This is a genomic window from Mycobacterium sp. 1423905.2, from assembly GCF_001673155.1.
Taxonomy (GTDB): Bacteria; Actinomycetota; Actinomycetes; order Mycobacteriales; family Mycobacteriaceae; genus Mycobacterium.
Genome location: NZ_LZLE01000282.1, coordinates 1 through 22,772, shown reverse-complemented (window position 1 = coordinate 22,772; position 22,772 = coordinate 1). Strand labels below are relative to the sequence as shown.

Annotated in this window: 21 protein-coding genes and 2 pseudogenes; 17 read left to right on the top strand and 6 right to left on the bottom strand. The window is 64.7% G+C overall.

The annotated features are described in order from the left end of the window. A partial coding sequence (gene meaB / locus A9W95_RS18730; RefSeq protein WP_082983182.1) for a methylmalonyl Co-A mutase-associated GTPase MeaB occupies window positions 1–836 on the top strand: 836 nt, incomplete at its 5' end. Between the two features lie 25 nt (window positions 837–861). On the opposite strand, the gene A9W95_RS18725 is transcribed toward meaB, so the two are convergent. Genes A9W95_RS18725 through A9W95_RS18715 form a run of 3 tightly spaced genes read right to left on the bottom strand, consistent with a single transcriptional unit; the run spans window position 862 to window position 3,887 of the window. After that, on the bottom strand, window positions 862–1,965 hold the full coding sequence (locus A9W95_RS18725) for a dihydrodipicolinate reductase (protein WP_067416057.1): 1,104 nt from the start codon (window positions 1,963–1,965) through the stop codon (window positions 862–864). Between the two features lie 43 nt (window positions 1,966–2,008). After that, a complete protein-coding gene (locus A9W95_RS18720; protein ID WP_067416054.1) occupies window positions 2,009–3,082 on the bottom strand; it encodes a dihydrodipicolinate reductase in 1,074 nt (357 codons plus the stop codon). A gap of 16 nt (window positions 3,083–3,098) precedes the next feature. Then, window positions 3,099–3,887 (bottom strand): SDR family NAD(P)-dependent oxidoreductase, encoded by a 789-nt coding sequence (locus A9W95_RS18715; RefSeq protein WP_067416051.1) that lies wholly within the window; start codon window positions 3,885–3,887, stop codon window positions 3,099–3,101. A 187-nt stretch (window positions 3,888–4,074) separates the two neighbouring features. Here A9W95_RS18715 and A9W95_RS18710 point away from each other — a divergent pair, with 187 nt between their 5' ends. From A9W95_RS18710 to A9W95_RS18650, 14 genes and pseudogenes are all read left to right on the top strand, one after another. Beyond that, window positions 4,075–4,674 (top strand): TetR/AcrR family transcriptional regulator, encoded by a 600-nt coding sequence (locus A9W95_RS18710; RefSeq protein ID WP_067416048.1) that lies wholly within the window; start codon window positions 4,075–4,077, stop codon window positions 4,672–4,674. Between the two features lie 141 nt (window positions 4,675–4,815). Beyond that, entirely contained in the window at window positions 4,816–5,475 is a 660-nt protein-coding gene (locus A9W95_RS18705) for a hypothetical protein (protein WP_156746281.1), read from the top strand. A 532-nt stretch (window positions 5,476–6,007) separates the two neighbouring features. Then, a complete protein-coding gene (locus tag A9W95_RS18700) occupies window positions 6,008–7,534 on the top strand; it encodes a nitric oxide reductase activation protein NorD (RefSeq protein ID WP_067416043.1) in 1,527 nt (508 codons plus the stop codon). A gap of 22 nt (window positions 7,535–7,556) precedes the next feature. Next, complete coding sequence (locus tag A9W95_RS18695) at window positions 7,557–8,342, top strand: CbbQ/NirQ/NorQ/GpvN family protein (protein WP_067416040.1); 786 nt, start codon at window positions 7,557–7,559, stop codon at window positions 8,340–8,342. A gap of 17 nt (window positions 8,343–8,359) precedes the next feature. Continuing rightward, window positions 8,360–8,488, top strand: coding sequence for a hypothetical protein (locus A9W95_RS28240; protein WP_256388915.1), 129 nt, complete (start codon window positions 8,360–8,362; stop codon window positions 8,486–8,488). After that, window positions 8,485–9,192, top strand: coding sequence for a hypothetical protein (locus A9W95_RS18690; RefSeq protein ID WP_067416037.1), 708 nt, complete (start codon window positions 8,485–8,487; stop codon window positions 9,190–9,192). The genes A9W95_RS28240 and A9W95_RS18690 overlap by 4 nt, the downstream gene beginning before the upstream one ends. Before the next feature lie 19 nt (window positions 9,193–9,211). Next, complete coding sequence (locus A9W95_RS18685) at window positions 9,212–9,640, top strand: hypothetical protein (protein WP_067416034.1); 429 nt, start codon at window positions 9,212–9,214, stop codon at window positions 9,638–9,640. Window positions 9,641–9,841: 201 nt separating this feature from the next. Next, window positions 9,842–10,141, top strand: coding sequence for a PE family protein (locus A9W95_RS18680; protein ID WP_067416031.1), 300 nt, complete (start codon window positions 9,842–9,844; stop codon window positions 10,139–10,141). 15 nt (window positions 10,142–10,156) lie between these two features. After that, window positions 10,157–11,203, top strand: coding sequence for a PPE family protein (locus tag A9W95_RS18675; protein ID WP_067416028.1), 1,047 nt, complete (start codon window positions 10,157–10,159; stop codon window positions 11,201–11,203). 216 nt (window positions 11,204–11,419) lie between these two features. Next, entirely contained in the window at window positions 11,420–12,733 is a 1,314-nt protein-coding gene (locus A9W95_RS18670; RefSeq protein ID WP_371328093.1) for an MFS transporter, read from the top strand. Between the two features lie 22 nt (window positions 12,734–12,755). Then, on the top strand, window positions 12,756–14,279 hold the full coding sequence (locus A9W95_RS18665; RefSeq protein WP_156746279.1) for a glycosyltransferase family 2 protein: 1,524 nt from the start codon (window positions 12,756–12,758) through the stop codon (window positions 14,277–14,279). A gap of 99 nt (window positions 14,280–14,378) precedes the next feature. After that, window positions 14,379–15,638 carry an MFS transporter gene (locus A9W95_RS18660; RefSeq protein WP_067416060.1) on the top strand — a complete coding sequence of 420 codons (1,260 nt, stop codon included), beginning with the start codon at window positions 14,379–14,381 and terminating at the stop codon, window positions 15,636–15,638. Window positions 15,639–15,708: 70 nt separating this feature from the next. Further along, complete coding sequence (locus A9W95_RS18655; protein ID WP_067416022.1) at window positions 15,709–16,926, top strand: sensor histidine kinase; 1,218 nt, start codon at window positions 15,709–15,711, stop codon at window positions 16,924–16,926. Window positions 16,927–17,156: 230 nt separating this feature from the next. After that, window positions 17,157–17,447: pseudogene (locus A9W95_RS18650) on the top strand (thiamine pyrophosphate-dependent enzyme); the annotation flags it as partial. Between the two features lie 30 nt (window positions 17,448–17,477). On the opposite strand, the gene narL reads toward A9W95_RS18650, so the two are convergent. After that, on the bottom strand, window positions 17,478–18,122 hold the full coding sequence (gene narL, locus A9W95_RS18645) for a two-component system response regulator NarL (protein WP_067416016.1): 645 nt from the start codon (window positions 18,120–18,122) through the stop codon (window positions 17,478–17,480). A gap of 147 nt (window positions 18,123–18,269) precedes the next feature. On the opposite strand from narL, the gene A9W95_RS18640 reads away from it, so the two are divergent. Continuing rightward, complete coding sequence (locus tag A9W95_RS18640; RefSeq protein ID WP_067416013.1) at window positions 18,270–19,505, top strand: sensor histidine kinase; 1,236 nt, start codon at window positions 18,270–18,272, stop codon at window positions 19,503–19,505. On the opposite strand, the gene A9W95_RS18635 is transcribed toward A9W95_RS18640, so the two are convergent. Together A9W95_RS18635 and A9W95_RS18630 are read right to left on the bottom strand one after the other, a co-directional pair. Then, a complete protein-coding gene (locus A9W95_RS18635) occupies window positions 19,495–21,111 on the bottom strand; it encodes an FAD-dependent oxidoreductase (RefSeq protein ID WP_067416010.1) in 1,617 nt (538 codons plus the stop codon). The two genes, A9W95_RS18640 and A9W95_RS18635, sit on opposite strands and share 11 nt — an antisense overlap. A 13-nt stretch (window positions 21,112–21,124) precedes the next feature. Next, window positions 21,125–21,802, bottom strand: coding sequence for an IclR family transcriptional regulator (locus A9W95_RS18630; protein ID WP_067416007.1), 678 nt, complete (start codon window positions 21,800–21,802; stop codon window positions 21,125–21,127). A gap of 130 nt (window positions 21,803–21,932) precedes the next feature. Here A9W95_RS18630 and A9W95_RS18625 point away from each other — a divergent pair. Then, a pseudogene (locus tag A9W95_RS18625) lies at window positions 21,933–22,700 on the top strand (alpha/beta fold hydrolase); the annotation flags it as partial. Window positions 22,701–22,772 lie beyond the last annotated feature (72 nt).

The window sequence follows — 22,772 nt, the reverse complement described above, 5'->3', positions numbered from 1 at the left end:
GCGCGGCGGGTCGGTTGCTCAGCCTGATCGAAGGGGACCGCCGCGACGAGATACTGGCCGAGATCGGCACGGACGCGGTGCAAGCGCCTCGCGTGGTCGGGATCACCGGACCTCCGGGCGCGGGGAAGTCGACGACGGTCGCTGAGTTGGTCAGCGCGTTCCGCGAGCGCGGCCATCGGGTGGCGGTGCTGGCGGTGGATCCGTCCTCACCCTTCAGCGGGGGCGCCATCCTCGGTGACCGTATCCGTATGTCCGCGCACATCAACGACTCCGACGTACTAATCCGGTCGGTGGCCAGTCGCGGGCACCTCGGTGGACTGGCCGCCGCGGTGCCGGCCGCGATCCGACTGCTCGGCGCCATCCGATACGACATCGTCATGCTCGAGACCGTCGGTGTCGGACAGTCTGAGATCGAGATTGCCGCGGTGGCCGATCCCACCGTCGTCATCCTCAACCCCGGTGCCGGTGATGCGGTGCAGGCCGCCAAGGCGGGATTGTTGGAAGTCGCCGACATCGTCGTGGTCAACAAGGCCGACCGCGACGGAGCGGAGCAGACAGTGCGGGACCTGCGGGCCGAGACCACTGCACCGATCGTGAGCCTGATCGCGGCGCGCGGAGAGGGTATCGCGGACTTGGTGACCGCCATCGATGCACATCACCGCGCCGACAACCGCGCCCGCCGGCTGGCTCGCGCGCGGGCGCAGATCCTGTCGCTGGCGCAATCTCGACTGCGCAGCCGCGCCGATTTGGATCGGCTCGCCGAGGCAGTGGTCGACGGAAACGACGACCCCTACACCGCGGCCGAGCGGCTGCTGTCCCCGCCGGCGCCAGACTGAAAGCGCCGGCGTATCGGGCCGGAAGTTATTGGCGCACGACGCCGCGTAGCGAAACCAGGCCCAGCTCTTTGTGAGTCAGGAATCCCGGCGGCGCGTCGCAGACAGCTGGAATGGTGTTGGCGGGTCCCATGGCCGTCCAGGTATATCCCGGCTTCTTGTACTCGCCCTGTGGGTCCGGGGGCGCCTGCAGGATCAGTTCGGTCGGCTCATCACCGTCGATGACGATGCGGTAGTGGTAGTGCCCGCCCCAATCGGGCTGTGGCTCAATGGCGTCGTATTCATCCATGGTGTACATCTCGTGGAAGGTCATGAAGGGTCTGTTGTCCACCCACGTCGTCCACTTGTGATGCTGGGAGGCGACGGTGCCCTTTCTGATCACGCCTTTGAAGCCAGGCATGTCGCTGGTGGGGCCGCCCTCGAAAGGGATGTCGCGGGTGGCGGTTCCGAGTTCGACTTCCGTGGTGTATTTGTCAACGGTCTTGCCGAATCCGGCGACGACCATGGCCATCGATTGGGCGAATAACGGCCACGCGTTGCCGAGGAGGTTGGGACCGGACAGGAACGCCTGCGGATCACTGCCCATGCCCATCTCGTGCAAGTACTTCAAGGTGTCTTTGCCGAAGTTCACCACCTCGTAGATGTGGATCATGTCGATGCGGCTGACGATGCGGGCCAGCGTCAGGACCAGCAGATCACCGGCGAACCCGGGGTTGACACCACCCGCGTGAAACGATGTACCACCCTCGTGGCAGGCAGCGTCGATCTTATCGATGTCGGCACTGCTGTGCTCGGTGCGAAACCACCAGGCGCCGCCCGATGCAACGACGTTCTTGCCCGCGCGTAGTAGCCGACAGACCTCGTCGGGGTCAGACCAAAGTGGTGCGTAGAAAACGCAGTCGGCGTCGAGTGCCTCGATGGCCGCCTTGTCGTCGGTCGCCCGCACCCCGATCGGCGCTACGCCGGCGAGTTCACCGGCGTCTTTGCCGACTTTCTCCGGGCGATTACACAGGACGCCGACTACCTCGTAGGCGGGATTGTGGGCGAAGTGACGCAGCGCGATCGTTCCGACATTGCCGATGCCCCACTGGATGACTCGATACTTCTTCTCGGCCAACGCATTTTGGGTCATGTGTCCTCCTTTGCTGGCCCGACGACATCGTCACGGCAGGGCTTCACCACATCAATCCGCGGATGACGGCCGCCGGCGGAACGTCCTCCACCGAGATCAATCCTGCAGGCGCACCGCAGATCCAGTCGATGGCATTGACCACTCGGGCAGCGGTTGACATGCAGCCGGCTTCTGTGACGTCGAACGCCGGGTGGGAGACGTGCGTGTTGATCTCGACTCGGGGTTCACCTTCCACCACGACCCGGTGCACTCCTGCCTGGCCACTTGGTGGAAACTCCCAGTCCGGTGCGGCGGCGGCCGTGAGCCGGTTGATGTGCTCCATGGTGATCACAGGTGCACCGTCGCGGATTCCTTCGACGGCGAACCGTGCCGCAGCCATCTGCCCGGGGTCGACGGTGGTCATCTTGCACTCGATACGTGAGTCGGTGTACCACGGTTCGGTGCGTTGGCGTACTTCGTCGAGTTCGATGCCCAGCTGCTCGGCAAGGTTACGCACCGGACCGCCCCACATGGTGGTGATGACGCCCGGCAAGAAAAGCATCGGCGTATCATCCTCCGGTGTCATGCCGAAACCCATTGACGTGCCGGTGAACTCGTAGTCGTCGTAATTGCCGTAGTCGAAGATTTCCTGCACCGTGATGGATGTTGCCCGAGTGACGAGGCTCAGCGCGGTGTGCACCTCAGTGTCGCCGGAGTATCCGGGGTCGATGCCGTTGACGTATAGAGACGCATTACCCGTCTCGCACGCCTGTTGCAGCGGTACGCGTAACCAGTCGTCCGCCTGACGCGGAGCGACGAGCCACACCATCGATGTGGCGGCGACATTGATCCCCGCGGCAAGGAATCTCGACATCTGTTCGATGGTCTCCATCGGTCGCGTCTCGCCTTGCGCGGTGTAGACCACACACTCTGGGCGCAGAGCGATCAGCGCGTCGATGTCGTCGGTGGCGAGGACACCGGTTGGGGTGCTCAGTCCGCACAGCTCGGCGGCGTCTCGACCGATCTTCTCTGGGGTTGCGGCGTGTACGCCCACCAACTCGAGGTCCGGGCGTCCGATGATGGCCCGCAAGGAGTGCTGCCCAACGTTTCCGGTGGAGAACTGAACGACCCTACGCATGGCTATTCCATCTGGCTCAGTAATCGGGAATTGGCAGCGGAGAATTGTTCGCCTCAATGCCTCCGTCGACATGGAAGGTTGCGTTGGTCGCGTAACAGTCACGGGTGGACAGGTAGACACACAAGCGCCCAAGATCTTCGACGTCGCCGAGTCGATGCAGGGGAGTGGCTTCGTTCATCTTCTCCAAGGATCCCGGCATCATGTCCAAGCTGCTCTGCAAACCGTCGGTGGCAAACGAACCCAGAGCAATCGCGTTGACCCGGATCTTGGGAGCCAGTTCCTGCGCCATGGCACGCGTGAGTGCTTCCAACGCCCCTTTGGCCACGCAATAGGCGGTGAGTGCTCGAATGCCGAACCTCGCCGCACCCGACGAAATGTTGATGATGGAACCGTGTCCGGCACTGAGCATGTGCGGTGCCGCCAGCTGGCTCATGATGAACGCCGACGTGACACACCAGTCGAAGGTGTGCTTGAAGTCGTCGTCGGTGATATCGAGAAACCTTGCGTACGTGGATCCGCCGACATTGTTCACCAAGATGTCGATGCGACCGAACCGCTCCATCGCGGTTTCCACCACGCAGGTGCTGTCTGGGCGGCTCATCGCGTCAGCGACGATCGGCAGTCCCTGGCCACCGGCTTCTTTTATGCCGGTGATCGTGTTGACGATGTCGGACTCGGTACGGGCCGTACCGACGACAATGGCGCCGGCCTCGCCGAGGACTCTCGCGATACCTTGACCGACACCCTTCCCGGCACCGGTGACGATCGCGACCTGGCCGTCGAGTCTGAACTGTTCGAGCGCCATGCCACCCCTTTCATCGAGGGACTTAGGTCACGACGTCTCATCTAACGGCGCAAACTGACTCAAGTCAATAATCGGCGTCGAGTGCCTCGCGCTGACCGCACCATGCCGCTTGCGCGCTACCATTTGGTCGACGCCAGTCGATCAGCCGCATTGGTTGTTGCTCTGATGCAGAAGGAACTGACCAGCTATGGCAGACAGCCTGACTACGCGTGAGACCAAACGCCTGCAAACCCGGGAGCGGTTGATGGGTGCGGCCATCGCGGAATTCAAACGATCGGGCATCGCAGAAGCGGACGTAGGCGCGATCGTCACTGCTGCGGGAGTGGCCCACGGGACCTTCTTCTTTCACTTTCCCACCAAAGAACACGTGCTGCTCGAATTGGAGCGGCGCGAAGAGGAGCGGATCGCAAAACAGATGAGCCGGTTCCTGCAATCGCAGCCCGAGCTGGCCGCCACGCTGCATGAAGCGGTCCGGTTGATTCTGGGCCTCGAGCGCCGCCTGGGTGACATGCTCTTCAAAGACTTTCTCGCCCTGCATTTCTCCCAGACTCGTCCCCCTACCGAAAACGGGAGGGACCATCCCTTGATCGTTGCCGTGGCCGAGGGAATCGAACGGGGTCAGCAGCGGGGCGATATCGACACCGACGTCATCCCGATGAACAGCGCAGTGTTTTTCCTCCTGGGCCTGTACGCATTGCTGATCACCACCAACGCATGGCCGACACGCGACGCGATGCTGGAGGACTATGTGAAAAGGACACTGTGCGGCATGCAGATTCGACGCTGAACGCACCGAAGTGGAATCGACCGGCAATCTAGCGACCTTGGTAGATGCTGACTATAGTCAGCGCATGCTTTTGTTACGGTGTCGAATGGGGCCAGCGTGATCCTGCCAATCTCGGGTCGCCTCGCCGGCGGCACCGCCAGCATGGACGAGCACATCGAGGAGTCGCAGCTGGCCCAGCGCCAGGCCGACCGGTGGTTGATCACCGGCAGCATGCTCATCGGCACGGCGGCCCTTGGTGTTTTCGGACTGCCGTTGTTCCTGCGTGGGGTGTGGTTGCTGCGGCGCGCTCAGCACAAAGGCCTTGCCGTGCGGCCGATGCTGGTCACCCTGCTCGGATACCTGGTCATCATCGACGCGGCGATCAACACCGTGGGATGGGCACTGGATCTGGTCGCCAACCACACGATCCTCGCCCGAGTGTTGCTCAACGGTTGGGGCGCCATGTTCGACGCCGGATATTTCTGGCACTACAACGAACTATGGATTGGCGGTGCCGCCGGCCCGGGCGAGAAGGGTTGGGAAGTAGGGCTTATCCTGACCGTGTTCACCATGCGAATCGCCGCGGCAATCGGGTTCCTGCAGATGAGACGCTGGGGCCATCAGTGGATGGTCATCACCTGTTGGATGGGCGTGGTGATCTGGATCGGCTACGTGTTCAACATGACGATGTATGCCGATGTGCGTTTCGCCGGTGTCGTATTCCCTGTCGTCGGGTGGTGGCTCTACGACATCTTCTACATCACCCCCTTCCTGGCAGTCCCGTACCTGCACACCGTCAACCGGGAAATCTTCTCGGATTGACCGGTGCAGCGCGGCCGTTTCCTGCTTGTCCTTCTTGGCCAACGTGTCGATGGACTCCGATAACACGGCGGCGCTGTATTCACTGACCGTCATCCGGTCTCGGCAGGTGGCATTACCCGAAGCGCAGCACACAAACCCGCGGCCCCAACGTAGATCGGGCCGCTCCGTGCCTCCAATAAAGGACTTTCATTGACTTAAGTCACTGAGTGGGCTACAAAGGAGCACACCATGTCGCCTATGGTCAAGCGTCTCATTCGGCAGGGGCGTCGTATGCCGACACCTGCGCGCCTGCTGGTCGCAGTGACAGCCGAACCGCGGCGGTTGAGCATGGCGGCAGTTCACGTCGTCGTCGCACAGTTCGTGCGTTTCACGGGGAGGTCCGATCATGCTGTGGCTCTGGGAGATTGGCCGATACGTCGCAGCTTGGGGTGGTACTTGCCTGATCATCGGCTTCTGGTACTGGATGTTCTCCAACATCGGAACGTTTTGATCCGGTGCTTTGAAGGCCGGTCGAACGCGGCACGGCGCGGCCATGGCTGAGCTGATCGGTACGCACCCGCTGGCTATCGAACGCAGCTGCGCGTTGACGGCGGTTGCGCTGAGCGATAATCGGCGTGCCCAGGCACGTCTGATCACTGGTGACAACCGTATCTTCGGTTTGAGTGAAGGCCTGACGGTGGTGGGCGTGCCGTACCCGGTGCCGCGTGACTGGACGCGTCGCACATTGACGTGCGGCGTGGCGCTGCAGTGCTCACCTTCAAAAGACCGACTTGCTCAATACCGCTTGACTGAACTGTCCCCGCACGAAATTCGCGCGCTGACCCTTGTCGAGGCGAACGTGGCCCTGGGCTGGATGGCCGGCCAATGGCCTGGCCTGTTGCCCGAGATGCGGCGCTTAGTGCCCGACCTCGACATCGCCGATCCAGACACGGACGCCATCGTGATGCTCGACCGGGCCATCGAGCTGGCCCGGACCCGCCAAACCCTGGTGGTCCACCCGCTATTGGGCGCCTTGCCCGCCAGATTGTCGACGCCTCGAGGGTTGACCAGTCTTGTCCGCCGCTACGGCCGGATGCCTTGGACCAGTTCGCAGAAACGCCGTCCCCGGCCTTACTCCGTACCTATCGGTGGAGACGGCGGCGTGCGCAATCCCAATCTGCCGCCACCAAGCCAGCCAGAGAACGATGACTTGGACATCACCCCGAAGCACCGGCAGGGTATCCCGTACCCCGAGTGGAATCAGCGGACCATGCGCTTCCTGCCGGACCATGTGGCGGTAGTGGAGCGGCGGCGCACCCGGCACAGTTCTCCGTCCGCACCGAGCCCGCCGAATCTGCGGAAGTGGTTCGAGGAGCACACCACTCGCGCGATGACCGGCCACTTGGAGGATGGATCGGAGTTCGACGTCGAGTCCTATGTCGATCACTACATCGACACATTGACCGGTGCGGCAAAAGAGCCCCGTGTCTTCCGCGAACTACTACCCAACCGACGCGATGTCACCACGGCGCTGTTGCTGGATGCGAGCTCCTCCTTGGGCGTACAGGGCGGCCGAATCTTTCGCCTGGAACTGGCTTGCGCAGACGCACTTTCTCGAGCCATGACTCATGCCCGGGAACAACACGGCATATTCGCGTTCACCGGAAACACCCGCCACCACGTCGAGGTGCACTGTCTCAAGGACTTTCACGACGTGCGCTTCGTCGCTCCGGGCAGCCTGGGCCTGATGACAGGCGGTTACACCAGGCTGGGCGCGCCCGTGCGCCACCTGACGAATCGACTGCTCGGGCAACCGTCACAACGTCGACTGCTCATCGTGATCGGGGATGGCCTGATGTCGGACGAGGGCTACGAAGGTCGCTACGCCTGGGCCGATGTGGCTCACGCCGTTGAAGAAGCCAACTCGGCCGGCGTCTCGGTGTATTACATCGGCGTCGGGCCAACGCGGGTCGATCCGCTTCCCGAGGTCTTCGGGCCGCTCCGATCAAAACGAATCCGATGTGTCGACGAGCTGCCACGGGTGCTTGCCCACGTCCACCGGGAGCTGGTCGCCGCATGATCGAAACGCAGCGGAGGGACACGTGACGACCGACCTCTACTTCGCCAACGGCAACGAAGTTCGGCTGTTCGAGCAGGCGTACCACCAACACATCCCTGTGATGCTCACTGGCCCAACGGGATGCGGTAAGACCCGGCTCGTCGAGCACATGGGTCAGCTTCTTCAACGGCCCGTCGTCACGATCAGCTGCCATGACGATCTCACCAGCTCAGACCTGGTCGGACGGTTCATGGTTACCAGCGGCGACGTGGTCTGGACGGACGGCCCGCTCACCAAGGCCGTCAAGACCGGGGCCATCTGTTATCTGGACGAAGTAGTGGAGGCACGGCACGACTCGTTGGCCATCCTGCACTCATTGACCGATCACCGACGCGTGTTGTACCTCGACCGCGCGGGAGAAGTTGTCACCGCGCCGGATTCGTTCATGCTCGTGTGTTCCTACAACCCGGCGTACCGCAGTTCACTCAAAGAGCTCAAACCATCGTTTCGGCAGCGGTTCGCCACTCTGCCTATGCATTACTTGCCTCCCGAACGCGAGGCTCAGGTTGTCGTGAGCGAAGCGGGAGTCGACATATCGGTGGCCTCTCGCCTGGTTCGGTGTGCCAATGCCATCCGCACCGCCGATGAAGTGTTCCACTTCGAGCCGCCGTCGACCCGCGCGCTTGTTACTGCGGCGCAGTTGATCGCGGTCGGCGCCTCAGAGATCGAGGCAGCCGAAGTCTGCATCTTGGCGCCCCTGACCACCGACGGCGCGGTTCAGGAGGGATTACGCGAGGTGGCGGCCGCCAGCCTGCTCACCACCTTCTAGGAAGGAGTAACCGAGGCATGGATCAACAGGAACGGAAGCGCAAGAGAGCGATGATCGTATTCCAGCTCTTCATCTACGGCTACCTGCTGGTCATGTTCCTGGTCCAGCTCTACATGTCATTCGTCCGGGGCTGGTGGAATCTATGAATGTCCCGCTGCTGCAACGTCGTTCACCTGACGGCTCCGTCGGTCTCGACGAGCACTACGATGAATCCCGCGGCGCGCAGCGCCGTGCCGACAAATGGATGATCGTCGGGGCCGCCTTGATGGGTATGTGGGCGCCAGGACTCATCGGGTTCCCAGTCTTCATGCGCGGAGTTTGGTTGCAGCGTCAGGCCCTGCGCGCCGGCTTGTCGGTGCGTCCGATGATCGTGACCTTGATCGGCTACCTGGTCTTGATCGACGGAATGCTCAACAGTCTGGGTTGGGCACTCGACCTGGTAGCCAATCACACGCTGATCAACCGGGTGCTGATGGTCGGCTGGGGCAACATGTTCGACGCCGGATACTTCTGGCACTACAACGAGTTGTGGATCGGCGGTGCCGCCGGTCCTGGCGAAAAAGCTTACGTGGCCGGGTTGATCCTCACGGTGTTCTCCATGCGGGTAGCCGCTGCGATCGGCTTCCTGCAGATGAAGCGGTGGGGGCATCAGTGGATGGTCATCACCTGTTGGATGGGGACCGTCATCTGGACCGCCTACGTGTTCAACATGACGATGTATGCCGACGTGCGTTATGCCGGCGTGGTGTTTCCAGTGATCGGCTGGTGGCTCTACGACATCTTCTACATCACCCCGTTCCTCGCCATTCCGTATCTGCACACGGTCAATCGCGAGATCTTCTCGGACTAACCGGTATAGGAGTACAGCTGTGACCACTGCGTCGACTGCAACAGACCACGACTCAAAAGATGAGCTCCCGCCCGGAACGACCGCGTATTACGCACGCATGCACAAGTGGATCAAGCGAGCGGTGCTGGTATGTCTTGTGGCGTTGGTCCTGGAAGGCGCCTTCACGCTGCCCTTCATGGCGATCTACTACGGCTATCCGACACTGAGCCTCACCGAGATCTGTAGCGAACTGTTGAAAGTTCGCTACTCCAACGACACCCTGGAATGCCAAGTCCCGTACCCGATGTTGGGTCCCCCTGAGGGTGCGGCGGGCAAGGCCACGGCGCAAGATGTGTGGGGGATTCAACCGACGCCCAAATACCATCGCCTCGGCTTCCGCGAGCTGGTCAAAATTCACGATGAGCGGCTGGCTCGGCAGGCGGCGCAACAACACCCGGCGCATCCTTGACTCACCCGCATCCTGGAAGCCGACGCGAGTGCCCCCTGTGAGGCCGCCGATTGAATTCGCGCCAGCTCACGCGGCCGGATAGGCCACCGCCGGCGGGCAACGGTCGATGCGGGTCCGTCGATCGGGGGACACCGAAATCATCCGCCGTAGTGGCCGCTCAGCCGACAGACGTGGGCACCGTCGCCCGGCACAGTATTTCCCATGCCATTCGTGACCAGTCAACCCGAACTACTCGTGGCCGCCGCGGCGGATCTCCAAGCGATCGGCACCGCGATGAGCTCGAGCAACGCGGCCGCCGCACCCCAGATCACCGGCGTCGTCCCGGCCGCCGCTGACGAGGTATCCGTCCTGACCGCAATGCAATTCGCCGCGCACGGCTCTCTCTACCAGGCGATCAGCGCGCAGGCCGCGGCGATGCACGAGATGTTCGCCGCCACGTTGGCGGGCAGCGGTGGTTCCTACGCCGCAACCGAGGCGGCGAACGCCATCGCTGCCCGCTGAGAAAGATTCGCGGCCATGGTGTACGGGGCGCTACCGCCCGAGATCAACTCCGGGCGCATGTACGCCGGCCCGGGCGCGGGTTCGCTACTCGCCGCCGCTGCCGGCTGGGACGGATTGGCCACCGACCTCAGCAGCGTCGCGACCTCGTTCGACTCGGTGATCACCGGATTAATCAGCGGCCCTTGGCTCGGCGCGACCGCCACACGGATGGTCGCCGCCGTCACGCCCTACCTGGCCTGGCTCAACGCCACCGCCGCTCAGGCCGAACAAGCCGCCAGCCAAGCCAAAGCGGCCGTCGCTGCCTACGAAACCGCCTACGCGATGACCGTGCACCCTGCGCTCGTCACGGCCAACCGGACCCGATTGACGACGTTGACCGCCACCAACTGGCTCGGCCAGAACTCCCCGGCGATTGCGGCAACGGAAACCGAATACGGCCAGATGTGGGCCCAAGACGCAACAGCGATGCACGGCTACCTGGCCGCCTCCGCCGCGGCGACGAGGCTGACACCGTTCGCCGAACCACCCCAGACCGCCAATCCATGCGGGCTGGTCGCCACGCTGGCAAGCGTCGGTGACACGGTGCTGCCCGAGTGGATCACCGATCTGGACACGCTCATGAGCATTTTCGGCACACCGTTTTTCGTCTGTACGTCGTCGGCCGGTTTGATGATGTCGATGCTGTCGACCGTCAAGGGTCTGTTCCCCGCGCCCGCCGCCCTCGCCGGTCAGGCCGCGTCGTCGATCGAGTCGACTGCGGCTAACGCACTGACCGCCACGGGACTTGCCGGTGCGGTGTCGGCAAGCGTCGGGGATGCAACGTCGGTGGGGGCACTCTCGGTACCAGCCGCCTGGGCGGCGTCGGCGCCGACGCTGGACCACGCGGCGGTCGCCGCCCTGCCGGGGGCGGTTCCCGCCGCCGCACCGTCACGTGTCTCGGGGCTGCCCGGCTTGCTTGGCGGAATGCCGTTGTCCGCCAATGTAAGTCGCGGCGAAGCGGCCGCCAGCGCTGTTCAAGACGGCATTGAACCGCTTCGGGTGCTGCCCGCGCTGATCGGGTGACGACAGCCGATGTCCTCCGATCAGCGGACGGACTGACCACCGCATTTTGGGCCCGATCGGTGGAGTTATCAATTCGTAATCCGCAATAGCGTTCCAATGGTGACGACGACGGCGGCTTCCCCAGTCCACCACCTCGGTTCCAAGATCGACTCTCCCACCGCGTTTCTGCGGCCACGCACCGCAGCGTTCCGGTACCCGGGACTGGGTGCGGCCGGCCTGCCCGGCGCCAGTAGGTCCACGGCGCCAAACCGATTGCGTTACATCGGCTCCCGCCACGTGCGCAGCACACTCATCCGGAATCGCCAAGCCACCGACCGACCGGTCGCCGAGCGGTACCCCGCGGTCATCTGGTTTCTGCTGATCGGCAACCTCGTCGTGCGGGCCGCCGGATTCGCCTACCCGTTCCTGGCTTACCACGTAGCCGGCCGCGGGCACGCCGCAAGCGCGGTCGGTGCGGTGCTGGCCGCATTCGGGGGCGGCTGGGCGGTGGGTCAGCTGCTGTGCGGATGGTTGGTCGACCGACTCGGCACACGGGTCACCTTGATGTCCACCATGCTGGTCGCGGCCGCAGTACTGATTTTCATGGCCGAGGCGGTCAGCCTGCCTGCGCTGCTGGTCGGGGCGGCGATCACCGGTGTCGTCTACGACGCGCCCCGTCCGGTGTTGGGCGCCGCCATCAGCGAGATGGTTCCCGACCCTCAGCGCCGCGCCAAGCTCGACGCGTTCCGCTTCGGCTGGGTGGTCTGCATCGGCCGGGCCATCACCGGAGGAGTCGGTGGCATGCTCGTCGGTGCGCTCGGCGTACCGGTGTTGTTCTGGGTGAATGCGGTGGCCTGCGGGATGCTCTCGCTGGTGGCCGCGTTCTGCATCCCCGCGCGGGAACGGCGTGCCCTGCCGGCCGCACCGAAGGTATGCCACGTCAGCTACCGGAAAGCGTTGGCCGACAGCCGGCTTGTCCTGCTCTTCGGGTCCAGCCTGGCCACATTGATCGCCGTGCGCGGATTGTATGCCGCCGTCCCCATGCTGATGGCAGACCGTGGCCTCGATGCCGGTCAATTCGGTTGTGCGCAATTGGCCAATGCCGTGGCCGGTCTGGCGCTTACACCGGTGATCACCCCATGGTTGGGCCGCAAAGTCGCTGCCCGCTTCCGGCCCCGTCTCGACATCCTGGCCATTGCCGGTCTGTGGACGACGTTGAGCATGGGAGCGGCGTCGCTGGCGCACACCACCGTGGGTTTCAGTGTGGCCACGGCTGTGTCGACTCCGGGGGAGGTGGCCTGGTTCGTGGTCGCGGCCGGTGTCGTGCACCGCATCGCACCGCCCACGACCGGCGGTCGCTACCACGGCATCTGGTCGATGGCCTTGGCGCTGGCATCGGTCATCGCTCCGATCGTGGCCTCCTACAGCCTGATTCACGGCGGGCACCAGCTGGTCGCGATCGTCACCGTGGCGGTCGGCTTGATCGGCGCCGCGTTGTGCCTACCGCTAGCGCGGTCCCTGCAGAAGTCCGGCTCGCGGCGCGTCGCCTGACAGTCACAGTTCGAATACGGAAGTGGAGTCAAAGAGCATGATGGTCAACAGAACTCGTCCGTCGGTCAACATCGCCGACCTGCATTCGCGACCCGCCGGGGAGCAGGACCGGATCCTCGTCGAGGCAGAAGCCGACATCGCCCATGCCATCTTGCACGACTTCGCGGACACCAACCCGCAGATGTCTGCCCGGCAGGGCATCATGCCGTGGCAGAAGCGGGCCGCGCAAGCGCTGGCAGCCGCGGGCGTCATCACCGCACTGGTGGCTCCGTCGGCGCTGTTGGTCATCCTCATCACGGCGACAACGGCCATCGTCGCGGTGTCGTTCGTCGTGGCAATGACCGGCTTGCAGCGTTGGGGTCGGCAGGCCCGCCGGCAGCAACAGACCCCGGAGTTGACCGACGAACAGCTGCCCACTTACACCGTTTTGGTGCCGGCGTACCGCGAAGAAGAAGTCATCGGTGACATGGTCGGCTGCCTGGCCAATATGAACTACCCCACGCAACGACTGGAAGTTTTGTTCCTGGTCGAGACCACCGACACCGCCACCCAGGACGCCATCACCGCCGAGGCGCCACCCCCACACATGCGTATCCTCCATGTGCCGCCGGGTCCGCCGCGCACCAAGCCGCGGTCGTGCAACGCGGGTCTGCTGGTCGCCAAGGGTGAGTTGCTGGTGATCTTCGACGCCGAGGACCGCCCCGAGCCTGACCAGTTGCGGCGCGCGGCCCGGGTGTTCGCCAGCAATCCACCCGAATTGGCTTGTGTGCAGGCCATTTTGCAGACCAGCAACGTCGAGAAGAGTCTCCTCGCACATTGCTTCGGCGTGGAATACGCACGACGTTTCCGCATGACGGTGCCGGGGCTGGCGGCCTTCGGCGCGCCTTTCCCGCTCGGCGGGACCAGCAACCATTTCCGGACCGGGGTGCTGCGGCGCGTCGGCGGCTGGGACGCGTGGAACGTCTCCGAGGACGCCGATCTGGGCATGCGGTTACATGCCCTGGGTTATCGCACCGACGTCGTCGACTCTGTCACCTTCGGTGACGCTCCGGACCGGTTGCAGGACTGGATTTCTCAGCGGACCCGTTGGCACAAAGGCTTCCTGCTCACTGCCCTCGTCCACACTCGCTCACCGCGCGAGGCGGTGCGCCGGTTCGGGCTGCGCGGCCTGCTGACCTTGCTCGTCTTTGTCCTCGGCATGCCCGTGCAGTTCCTGGCTCAGACCGTCATATTGGCGCTCAGCATCGCCGACAGTTTCGGTTACGGCGGCCTGATCACCGTGGCGGTCGACCCAGGCGCGATAACGCTGATTCAACTGGGCAGCACCCTGACCTGGTTGATGGCGACTTACCTGGCCCACCCGGAGCAGCGCCGGAGCCACTTGCGTGCCGTCGCCGCGCTCCCGCTGTACTGGGTGGCGCACTGGGTCGCAGCGTGGCGGGCGCTGTACCAGCTCATCAAGGCACCGTTCCTGTGGGAGAAGACAGCGCACCGCAGTACCGCGGCGGTCGATCGGCTACCGGTGCCGTGCGTGTCCGCGCCCTAACGCCAAGGGATGTCCCCCGATCGGGGGAACCGCGGTTCGTCACCCGAGGGGCCCGATCGGAGGTACTTCCGGGGCACCGAGATGCCTAGCTTGAATGAGGTGACCACAGCACGGGCCATTGCCGTCCAGAACCGGGTGCTGAACACCCAGCTCCCCGCCGCAACCGATGCCCGCTATCCGGCAGTCCTCTGGCTCTTGCTGGGCGGGAACCTGCTGGTGCGCGCGGCCGGGTTCGGCTACCCATTTCTGGCCTACCACGTCGCCGGGCACAGCCACGCCGCCGGCGCGGTCGGCGCGGTGATGGCCGCCTACGGCGTGGGCTGGTCGATTGGCCAACTGTTGTGCGGCTGGCTGGTGGACCGGATCGGGGCCCGAGCCACGCTGGTGGGCGCCATGTCGGTGGCAGCTGCGGCGTTGATCTCGATGGCCGACGCGACGAGCGTGCTCGCGTTGCTTGCCGGCGCCGTGATCGCCGGCTTGGCCACTGATGCGCCGCGCCCGGTGCTCGGGTCCGCAATCACCGAATTGGTGTCCGACCCCCAACAGCGGGCGAAGCTGGACGCCTGGCGACACGGGTGGGTGCTCAACATCGGCGCGGCAATCGCCGGTGGCCTCGGCGGTTTGCTCGCTGCGGCGGCCGGCACCGCACTGCTGTATTGGCTCAACGCACTCGCCTGCGCGGCTTTCGCGATAGTGGCCGGCGTCTGCATGCCGGCCTCGATACGCCGGGTGACTCCGCACGTCAGCGGAAAATGCGGTTATCGGCAAGTGCTTTCGGACTATCGTCTGCTGCTGTTGGTGGTCTCGGCCCTGGCTACGCTCACGGCGCTGATGGGCTTCTTTGCCGCCGTCCCGATGTTGATGTGTGACTCCGGGTTGGGGGCCGGCGATTACGGCTGGGTGCAGGTGGCCAACGGCATAGCGGTCATCACCATCACGCCGGTGATGACGCGCTGGCTGAGCAAGCGCCTGGCCCGCGCTCCCCGGCTCGACATTCTCGCCGCCGCGGGAGTGTGGACAACGCTGTGCATGGGCGCCGCGGGGCTGGCACACACGACGCTGGTGTTCAGCGCCGCGGCCGCGGCCTGTGCACCGGGCGAGATCGCCTGGTTTGTGGCGGGCGCCGGCGTCGTTCATCGAATCGCCCCACTCGCCAACAGTGGCCGCTACCACGGGATCTGGTCGATGACCACGGCTGCGGCCTCGGTCGTCGCGCCTATCCTGGCGTCCTGGAGCATGAACCATGGCGGGCGACCGGTGGTTGCGCTCACCACCGTGACGGTAGGTCTGTTCGGCGCGGTGTTGTGTTCTCCGCTGGCTCGGGTGCTGTCATGTGTCACCGGCATGGCGCCGCAGTGAGCCAAGGCTCGAATGGGTTCACAGCGAGTGTGGTCCCGGCAGTGACCTCTTCCTTCAGTACGGTTGTTCGGTGGTGATCGCCAACAACGTCGAACTCGAGCGGGCGCGCAACATGCATCGGTTGCGCTCGTACCGCATCGTCGCGGTCATGCGCATCGGTGTCCTGGCCTTCATGGTGGGAGCGATGGTGGTCAGCAGCCCGGAATCGGAATGGGGTTTACAACTAGCCCTGGCCGGTCTGTACGGCTTCGCCGCGCTCACCGCATTGATCCTGGCGTTCGTCCCGTTCAACAAACTCGGTGCCACACAGCTGGACGGAGTCGGACGACTAGAACCGTTCGCCTTCATCGTCATTGACGTCGTAGTGCTGGTCGGTTTGCAGCTGTTGTCCACGGACGCCATCTATCCGCTGCTGATCATGATCCTGTTGCCCGTGCTGGTGGGCCTCGATGTGTCATCGCGGCGGGCAGGCGTGGTGCTGGCCTTCACCCTGGTCGGCTTCGTGGTCGCGGGAATTCAAGACACCGTGTTCCGCCGCGTCATCGAATGGCCCGACACCATCTTCCTGTCGGTGTTCTACGCCTTTTTGTGTGCCACGGCGTTCGTCGGAGTCCGCGTCGAGGTGCGCCACGTGCGCACGATCGCCGGCCTGAGCGCCTTGCGTGAGGAGTTGCTGGCTCAAACCATGACGGCGTCGGAAGATTTGCAGCGCCGCATTTCCGAGGCCATTCACGACGGTCCGCTGCAAGATGTGCTGGCCGTTCGGCAAGAGGTCGTCGAGTTGCAATCGGCTGCTCCCGACGACGAGCGCATCGCCCGCGCCATGACCGGTTTGCAGAGCGCGTCAGATCGTTTGCGACAAGCCACTTTTGAGCTTCATCCTGCCGTCCTCGAGCAAGTCGGCCTCGGTGCTGCCGTCGCCCAGCTGGCAGTCGCCACCGCGCAGCGCTCCGGCATCGAGGTCACCACCGACATCGACTATCCCGTTCGCACCCCGGTCGATCCCATCGCCTTCGGCGTCATTCGCGAGTTGTTGTCCAACGTGGTCCGGCATTCCCGCGCGACCGAGGCGTCGGTCTCGCTTCTGGTGTCCGACCACAGCTGCGTCTTCGAGGTGTCCGACAACGGCATCGGCATCACCGATGAGACCATGGCCCGCCGCCTCGGTGAAGGCCACATCGGTTTAGCGTCACACCGCACCCGGGTCGAGGCCGCCGGGGGCGTGTTCGCCTTCATGGATACCAGCGAGGGCACCCGTATCCGGGTGGAAGTTCCACTGCCGCACTGACCTTGCGGTGTCCCCCGATTGGGGACGCGCTGTCCGCCGGTTTTCGGCCCGATCGGTGGAGGTCTGCACAGGCGATCATTCTTAATCTGAGGCTTGTGACCACGACGGGCGACCTGGTATTCGTTGGTCGGGGAAATGGCCGACGGTCGCCCGGAGTGGTCATTTCCGACGGGTGAAGGAGTCCACCTATGACGGGTGTGATGATGCGCGGCGGCGACGACGGCGCCCTGCTGCTGGCGGCCGGCCACGCCTACAACGAGTGGCTGGCCGACACGGGCCGGGTCACGGTATGCCGCATCGGCGATCGGGTGGTGTACTCCGGCGCTTTCGACGAGGTCACCACCATGGCCGCGGTGTGGCAGTTGCCCCTGGTGCTGCTCGCGGAAGTCACACACCTGCCCCGCCGGGCAGCCGAATACGGCATGCCCGGCGTCGAGGTTGACGGCGACGACGTCGACGCGGTGGACTGCTGCGTTCAGGCAGCGGTTCGGCGGGCAGGCGCCGGTGGGGGTCCCACCCTGGTGCACAGCAGGCCAAGCGTTGCCCCGGTGTTAGTCGAGCAATCTTTGGCGCATCGCCTCGGCGACCGCGGCGGCGCGGTCGCTGACGCCGAGCTTCTCGTATAGCCGCTGTACATGCGTCTTGACCGTCGATGGCGCCACGAACAACTCCGCCGCGATGGCCGGGATGCTCTGTCCACGGGCGATCCGATGAAGTACCTCGCGCTCCCGGGCACTGAGCACCGGTGCGCTGGGGGCAGCGCGCTGGCGGATCTCTCCAGCAAGCCCGCCGACCAGGGAGGGCGCCACCACGTCACGTCCCTTGGCGCAGTCCAGCACCGCCTTGACGATCTCGGTGCGGGTGGAATCCTTCAGCAGAAATCCGGCGGCGCCTTGCTGCAGTGCCTGGTAGACGATGGCCGATTCGTCGTGGGCCGAGATCAGTAACACCCGCGTCGGCAGGTCGTAGCTGCGCACCGCGGCCGCCACCTGCGCACCGTCCATTCCCGGCATGCGGTAGTCCAGCAATGCCACGTCCGGCGAGTGGGCTTTGATCAACTCAAGGGCCGCCGCACCGTCGTCGGCCTCGCCGACGACGTTCACCGAGCCGCTCAGTGAAAGCGCGCGCACCACGCCCTCACGAAATAGCGGGTGATCATCGCCGACTACGACACGCACTTTCTCGGAAGTGGTCATATTCCTACAGCGCCGAACATGGCGACGAGTTTAGCCCGTATCGGCAAAGATTCGTCCGTAATTGCCGGACATTCAGCCGGGCATGTTGAGCGCCGGGTCAATTCTTTGATCCTCGCGTTGTGCTATGCCGCCCGTTGGGGGACGCCGATGAGTACGGTGTTCGATGTGTTGACCAGTGACGCGGAACTGGACCGGGTGCGCCGGGTGCACCAGTTGCGTTCCTACCGAATCGCTTCGGTGCTGCGCATCGGCGTCGTGATCCTCATGGCGGCGGCCATGATGATCGGGACGCGGCGGTCGGAATGGTCACAACAAACTGTGCTGATTGCGCTTTATGGCATCACAGCGCTATGTGCGGTGCTTTTGGCGTTTTCGCCGCTGCGGCAGAAAGTCGGTTTGGGTGCGCTTGTGGCGATGCGCCGCTACGAACCATTCGCCTTCACCGCCATCGATGTCGTGGCGTTGACGAGTTTCCAGTTGCTCTCCACCGACGGCATTTATCCGCTGCTGATCATGACCCTGCTGCCGGTGCTGGTGGGCCTGGACGTGTCGACCCGTCGCGCCGCGGTGGTGCTGGCTTTCACTCTGGTCGGGTTCGCCGTTGCCGTCATCCAAGACCCGGTGATGGTACGGGCGATCGGTTGGCCGGAGGCTGTCTTCCGCTTCCTGCTGTACGCATTCCTGTGCGGCACGGCGTTGGTGGTCGTGCGCATCGAGGAGCGGCATGCTCGCTCGGTCGCCGGCCTGAGCGCGCTGCGAGAAGAGCTGCTGGCGCAGACGATGACGGCGTCGGAAGATCTGCAGCGCCGCATCTCGGAGTCCATTCACGATGGTCCGTTGCAGGATGTGCTGGCCGCACGTCAGGAGCTGATCGAGGTGGACGCGTCCTGTCCGGGTGATGAGCGGGTGGGTCGCGCGCTGGCCGGTCTGCAGGCAGCCTCGGAACGGCTGCGCCAGGCCACATTTGAGTTGCACCCAGCCGTGCTTGAGCAGGTCGGATTGGGTCCGGCGGTGCAGCAGTTGGCCGGGTTCACCGAGAAGCGGTCCGGCATCAAGGTCACCACGGACATCGACTACCCGACCCGCAATGAGGTCGACTCCATCGTATTCGGTGTGGTCCGGGAATTGCTCTCCAACGTGGTGCACCATTCGCGGGCCAAGACCGCGTCGGTCACGCTCGGGATCACCGATGGCACGTGCATCGTCGATGTCGCCGACGACGGAGTAGGAATCACCGGCGACACCATGGCCCGCCGACTGGGGGAGGGGCACATCGGTCTGGCGTCGCACCGGGCCCGCGTCGACGCCGCCGGAGGCAGGTTCGCCTTCCTCGATGTGCCTGCGGGCACGCACGTGTGTGTGGAACTGCCGCTCAAGCGCTGACTTTGACCGATGCCCCGGTGGCCGCGGCGTAACCGGCGCGGTAGCCGAAAACCATTGCCGGCCCAATTGTTCCGCCGGCACCGCCGTAGGCTCGGCCGGTCACGCCGGCCATCGCGTTGCCGGCGGCGAACAGACCGGGGATGGGCTCGCCGCGCACATGCAGAACGCGGCCGTCGTGATCGGTGCGCGGTCCGCCTTTGGTGCCCATCGCGCCGACCCGGACCGGCACCGCATAGAACGGCGCGGTGTCGATAGGGCCGAGTGTCTTTCCGGCGACCGTGCTCGCCCGGTCGTCTCCCCAATAACCGTCGTAGGCGCTCGATCCGCGCCCGAACTCCGGATCGGTGCCGGCGGCCACGTTGCGGTTCCACTGCTCGATCGTGCGGGCAAGGCCGTCGGCGTCGATGCCGGTCTTGGCGGCCAGTTCGGCGAGGTCGGCGGACTCACAGAACCAAGCCGGAACCGGCTCGCCGGGGCTGACACCCAGAAAGCCATAGCGCTGGAAATGAATTGAGTCGAAGACGATCCAGCCGCTGTCGTTGACATAACCGCCGCGCGGATCAAGATAGTGGAAAGCGCCGGCCATGGAGTTGTAGTCGCACGCTTCGTTGACGAAGCGACGGCCGGCGCGGTTAACCATGATGCTGCGCGGACGGGTCCGTTCCAGCCGCACGCTGCGGCTGCGTTGCTTGCCCTCGATGGTGTCGTCGGGGATCTGAACGATGGGCACCCACCAGGCTTCTCCCATGTTGGCCAAGTCGGCGCCGTGGGCCATCGCCATGCGCAACCCGTCACCGGTGTTGTTGGGCGGGGACACCGCGCCATGCATCGGACCACGCAGGAAAGCGCGCACCAAGGCCGGCTCCCACTCGAAGCCGCCGGTAGCCAGGATGACGCCGCGGCGCGCGCGCACGTTCTGGTCGGATCCGGCGCCGGTGACACGCACACCGGTGACATGCCCGTCCTCGACAATCAGCTCCGTCGCGCGGGCGCCGGTACGCGGCGTCACACCGACATCCAGCAAACCTTTCAGCAACCCGGCGATCAGGGCGGTGCCGGCCACGCACAGTTCACCGGCGCGCGCCGCGTCGGCGTGTAGGCGAGCCCGGGTCTCCGCGTCGAAACCCACGTTGGACCAATCGGCGGGGAAGGAGGTGATGCGGGTGGCCCAGTCGCCGAGTTGGCTTAGGTCGAATGGTGCGGCGCTCAACGACCGGCCCCCGGCCGGTTGGCCCCCGGGCAGCTCGGGCTGATAGTCGGGGAACCCGTCGGCGATCTCGAAGCGCAGACCGCTGTGCGTCTCGACGAAGTCGAGCATGACCGGGCCGGTGCGCACGAACGTCTCCACCAACTCGTCGTCCATCGAACCGAAAGACTGCGCGCGCAGGTATCGCAACGCGTCGGCCACCGTCAGGTCGCGCTCGGCCGACCGGTCGTGGGCGGGAATCCACACGATGCCGCCGGATACCGCAGTGGTGCCACCGACGGTGGAGGCACGCTCGAACACCTGCACCGACGCGCCGGACACGGCGGCGGTCAGCGCGGCGGTCAGGCCGGCGCCGCCGCTGCCCAGGACGACGACGTCGTATTCCTCAGTCCACGACATGCCTTCTACCCCTTCAGCTCAGCAGCGCGGATAGTTGCTTGGCGGCAGTGACCACCGCGTCCTTGCCGCGCATCACCACGTCTTCGCGGTGGGAGATGAGATTGATGCAGGTGGGCGGCGACGGGGCGGGACGGTGTACCGGTACGGCCAATCCGTAAGTGTTGGGCTCGATTTCGCCGTGGGTGGTGACCCAGCCACGCTCGCGGGCAACGGACACCAGACCGCGTTCTCCCGGCCGCGGCGGCATGCTTGCGAGTAACGCGATGCCGGCCGCGCCCCGGTCCAGCGGATATCGGCTGCCTTCGTGGAAGGCGAGTTGGTAGGCGACCTGCGTAGGCACTATTACCGCGACGGCCACCTGCTCGTCGCCTTCTGCCACCAGCAGCGAGACGGTGGTGCCCAGGTCATCGGCCAGCGCGCGCAGTGTCGGCAGGCTCAACTGCCGCACGTTGTGGTCGAAGGCTGCGCCCAGGACCGCCAATGCGGCTGCGGGTCGGTAGCGACCGTCTTCTCCTTTGGAGACCAGCCGGAACTGCGTCAACGTCGCCAGCAGTCGGTAGGCGATGGTCCGATGCACGCCGACCTGGTCGGCGACCTCTTGCATGGTCAGACCACGCGGAGACGCGGCCACCAGTTGCAGCGCGGTCAGTCCTCTGGCCAGCGTTTGAGAGCCCGTCCCGGAACTCGTCACGGCCTTGACAGACCCCGCCGGGAGAGCAAAGCTCTGTATATAACGCACATTGTTGTGCGATATTAGCACATCAGGTAGTGCGCAGACGAGAACCGGATTTCCGGTCAGGAAAGGCGGCGAGAAAGGGACAGTGGCGGAGTTCGAAAGCGTGTGGAGCGATCTGCAGGGAGTCGCCTTCACGCAGGGCTACCTGGATGCCGACGGCGTACGGACTCGGTATCTGCAAGCCGGCGACCCTGACCGGCCGGTCCTGGTGTTACTGCACGGATCCGGCGGCCACGCCGAAGCCTATGTCCGCAACCTGGCCGCGCACGCCGAACATTTCTGGACGTGGTCGATCGACATGCTGGGCCACGGTTACACCGACAAGCCCGGGCATCCGCTCGAAATCCCGCACTACGTCGATCATTTGATGGCAGTCGTGCGCAGCATCGGCGCGCAAAAGATCAAGCTGAGCGGTGAGTCGCTCGGCGGCTGGGTGGCCGCGCGGGCGGCCGTCGACCATCCCGACGTCATCGACCGGCTGGTCCTCAACACCGCGGGTGGGTCGCAGGCCGATCCTGTGGTCATGAAACGGATCATCGACTTGTCGATGGCGGCCGCCGAGAATCCCTCCTGGGATACCGTGCAAGCACGGATCAAATGGTTGATGGCCGACAAGTCGAAGGGTTATGACGATCTGGTCGCCAGCCGCCAACGGATCTATCGGCAACCGGGCTTCGTCGCCGCGATGCGCGACATCATGGCTCTGCAGGATCCGGTAATCCGCGCTCGAAACTTGTTGGGCCCGAAGGAATACGGGGCCATCACCGCGCCGACTTTGGTGTTGTGGACCAGCGACGACCCGACCGCCGACGTTCCAGAGGGCCGCCGCATCGCGTCCATGATCCCCGGCGCCCCAGCAGGAAGTCGATGTGCAGTCGATTGAACGTCTTGGCGTCCTCGTACTGCGGCCAATGACCACAACCGG

Coding starts and splice junctions, on each gene's coding strand:
- A9W95_RS18725 (WP_067416057.1), bottom strand. CDS start 1,965: ATGACCCAAAATGCGTTGGCCGAGAAGAAGTATCGAGTCATCCAGTGG.
- A9W95_RS18720 (WP_067416054.1), bottom strand. CDS start 3,082: ATGCGTAGGGTCGTTCAGTTCTCCACCGGAAACGTTGGGCAGCACTCC.
- A9W95_RS18715 (WP_067416051.1), bottom strand. CDS start 3,887: ATGGCGCTCGAACAGTTCAGACTCGACGGCCAGGTCGCGATCGTCACC.
- A9W95_RS18710 (WP_067416048.1), top strand. CDS start 4,075: ATGGCAGACAGCCTGACTACGCGTGAGACCAAACGCCTGCAAACCCGG.
- A9W95_RS18705 (WP_156746281.1), top strand. CDS start 4,816: ATGGACGAGCACATCGAGGAGTCGCAGCTGGCCCAGCGCCAGGCCGAC.
- A9W95_RS18700 (WP_067416043.1), top strand. CDS start 6,008: ATGGCTGAGCTGATCGGTACGCACCCGCTGGCTATCGAACGCAGCTGC.
- A9W95_RS28240 (WP_256388915.1), top strand. CDS start 8,360: ATGGATCAACAGGAACGGAAGCGCAAGAGAGCGATGATCGTATTCCAG.
- A9W95_RS18690 (WP_067416037.1), top strand. CDS start 8,485: ATGAATGTCCCGCTGCTGCAACGTCGTTCACCTGACGGCTCCGTCGGT.
- A9W95_RS18680 (WP_067416031.1), top strand. CDS start 9,842: ATGCCATTCGTGACCAGTCAACCCGAACTACTCGTGGCCGCCGCGGCG.
- A9W95_RS18675 (WP_067416028.1), top strand. CDS start 10,157: ATGGTGTACGGGGCGCTACCGCCCGAGATCAACTCCGGGCGCATGTAC.
- narL (WP_067416016.1), bottom strand. CDS start 18,122: ATGACCACTTCCGAGAAAGTGCGTGTCGTAGTCGGCGATGATCACCCG.
- A9W95_RS18640 (WP_067416013.1), top strand. CDS start 18,270: ATGAGTACGGTGTTCGATGTGTTGACCAGTGACGCGGAACTGGACCGG.
- A9W95_RS18635 (WP_067416010.1), bottom strand. CDS start 21,111: ATGTCGTGGACTGAGGAATACGACGTCGTCGTCCTGGGCAGCGGCGGC.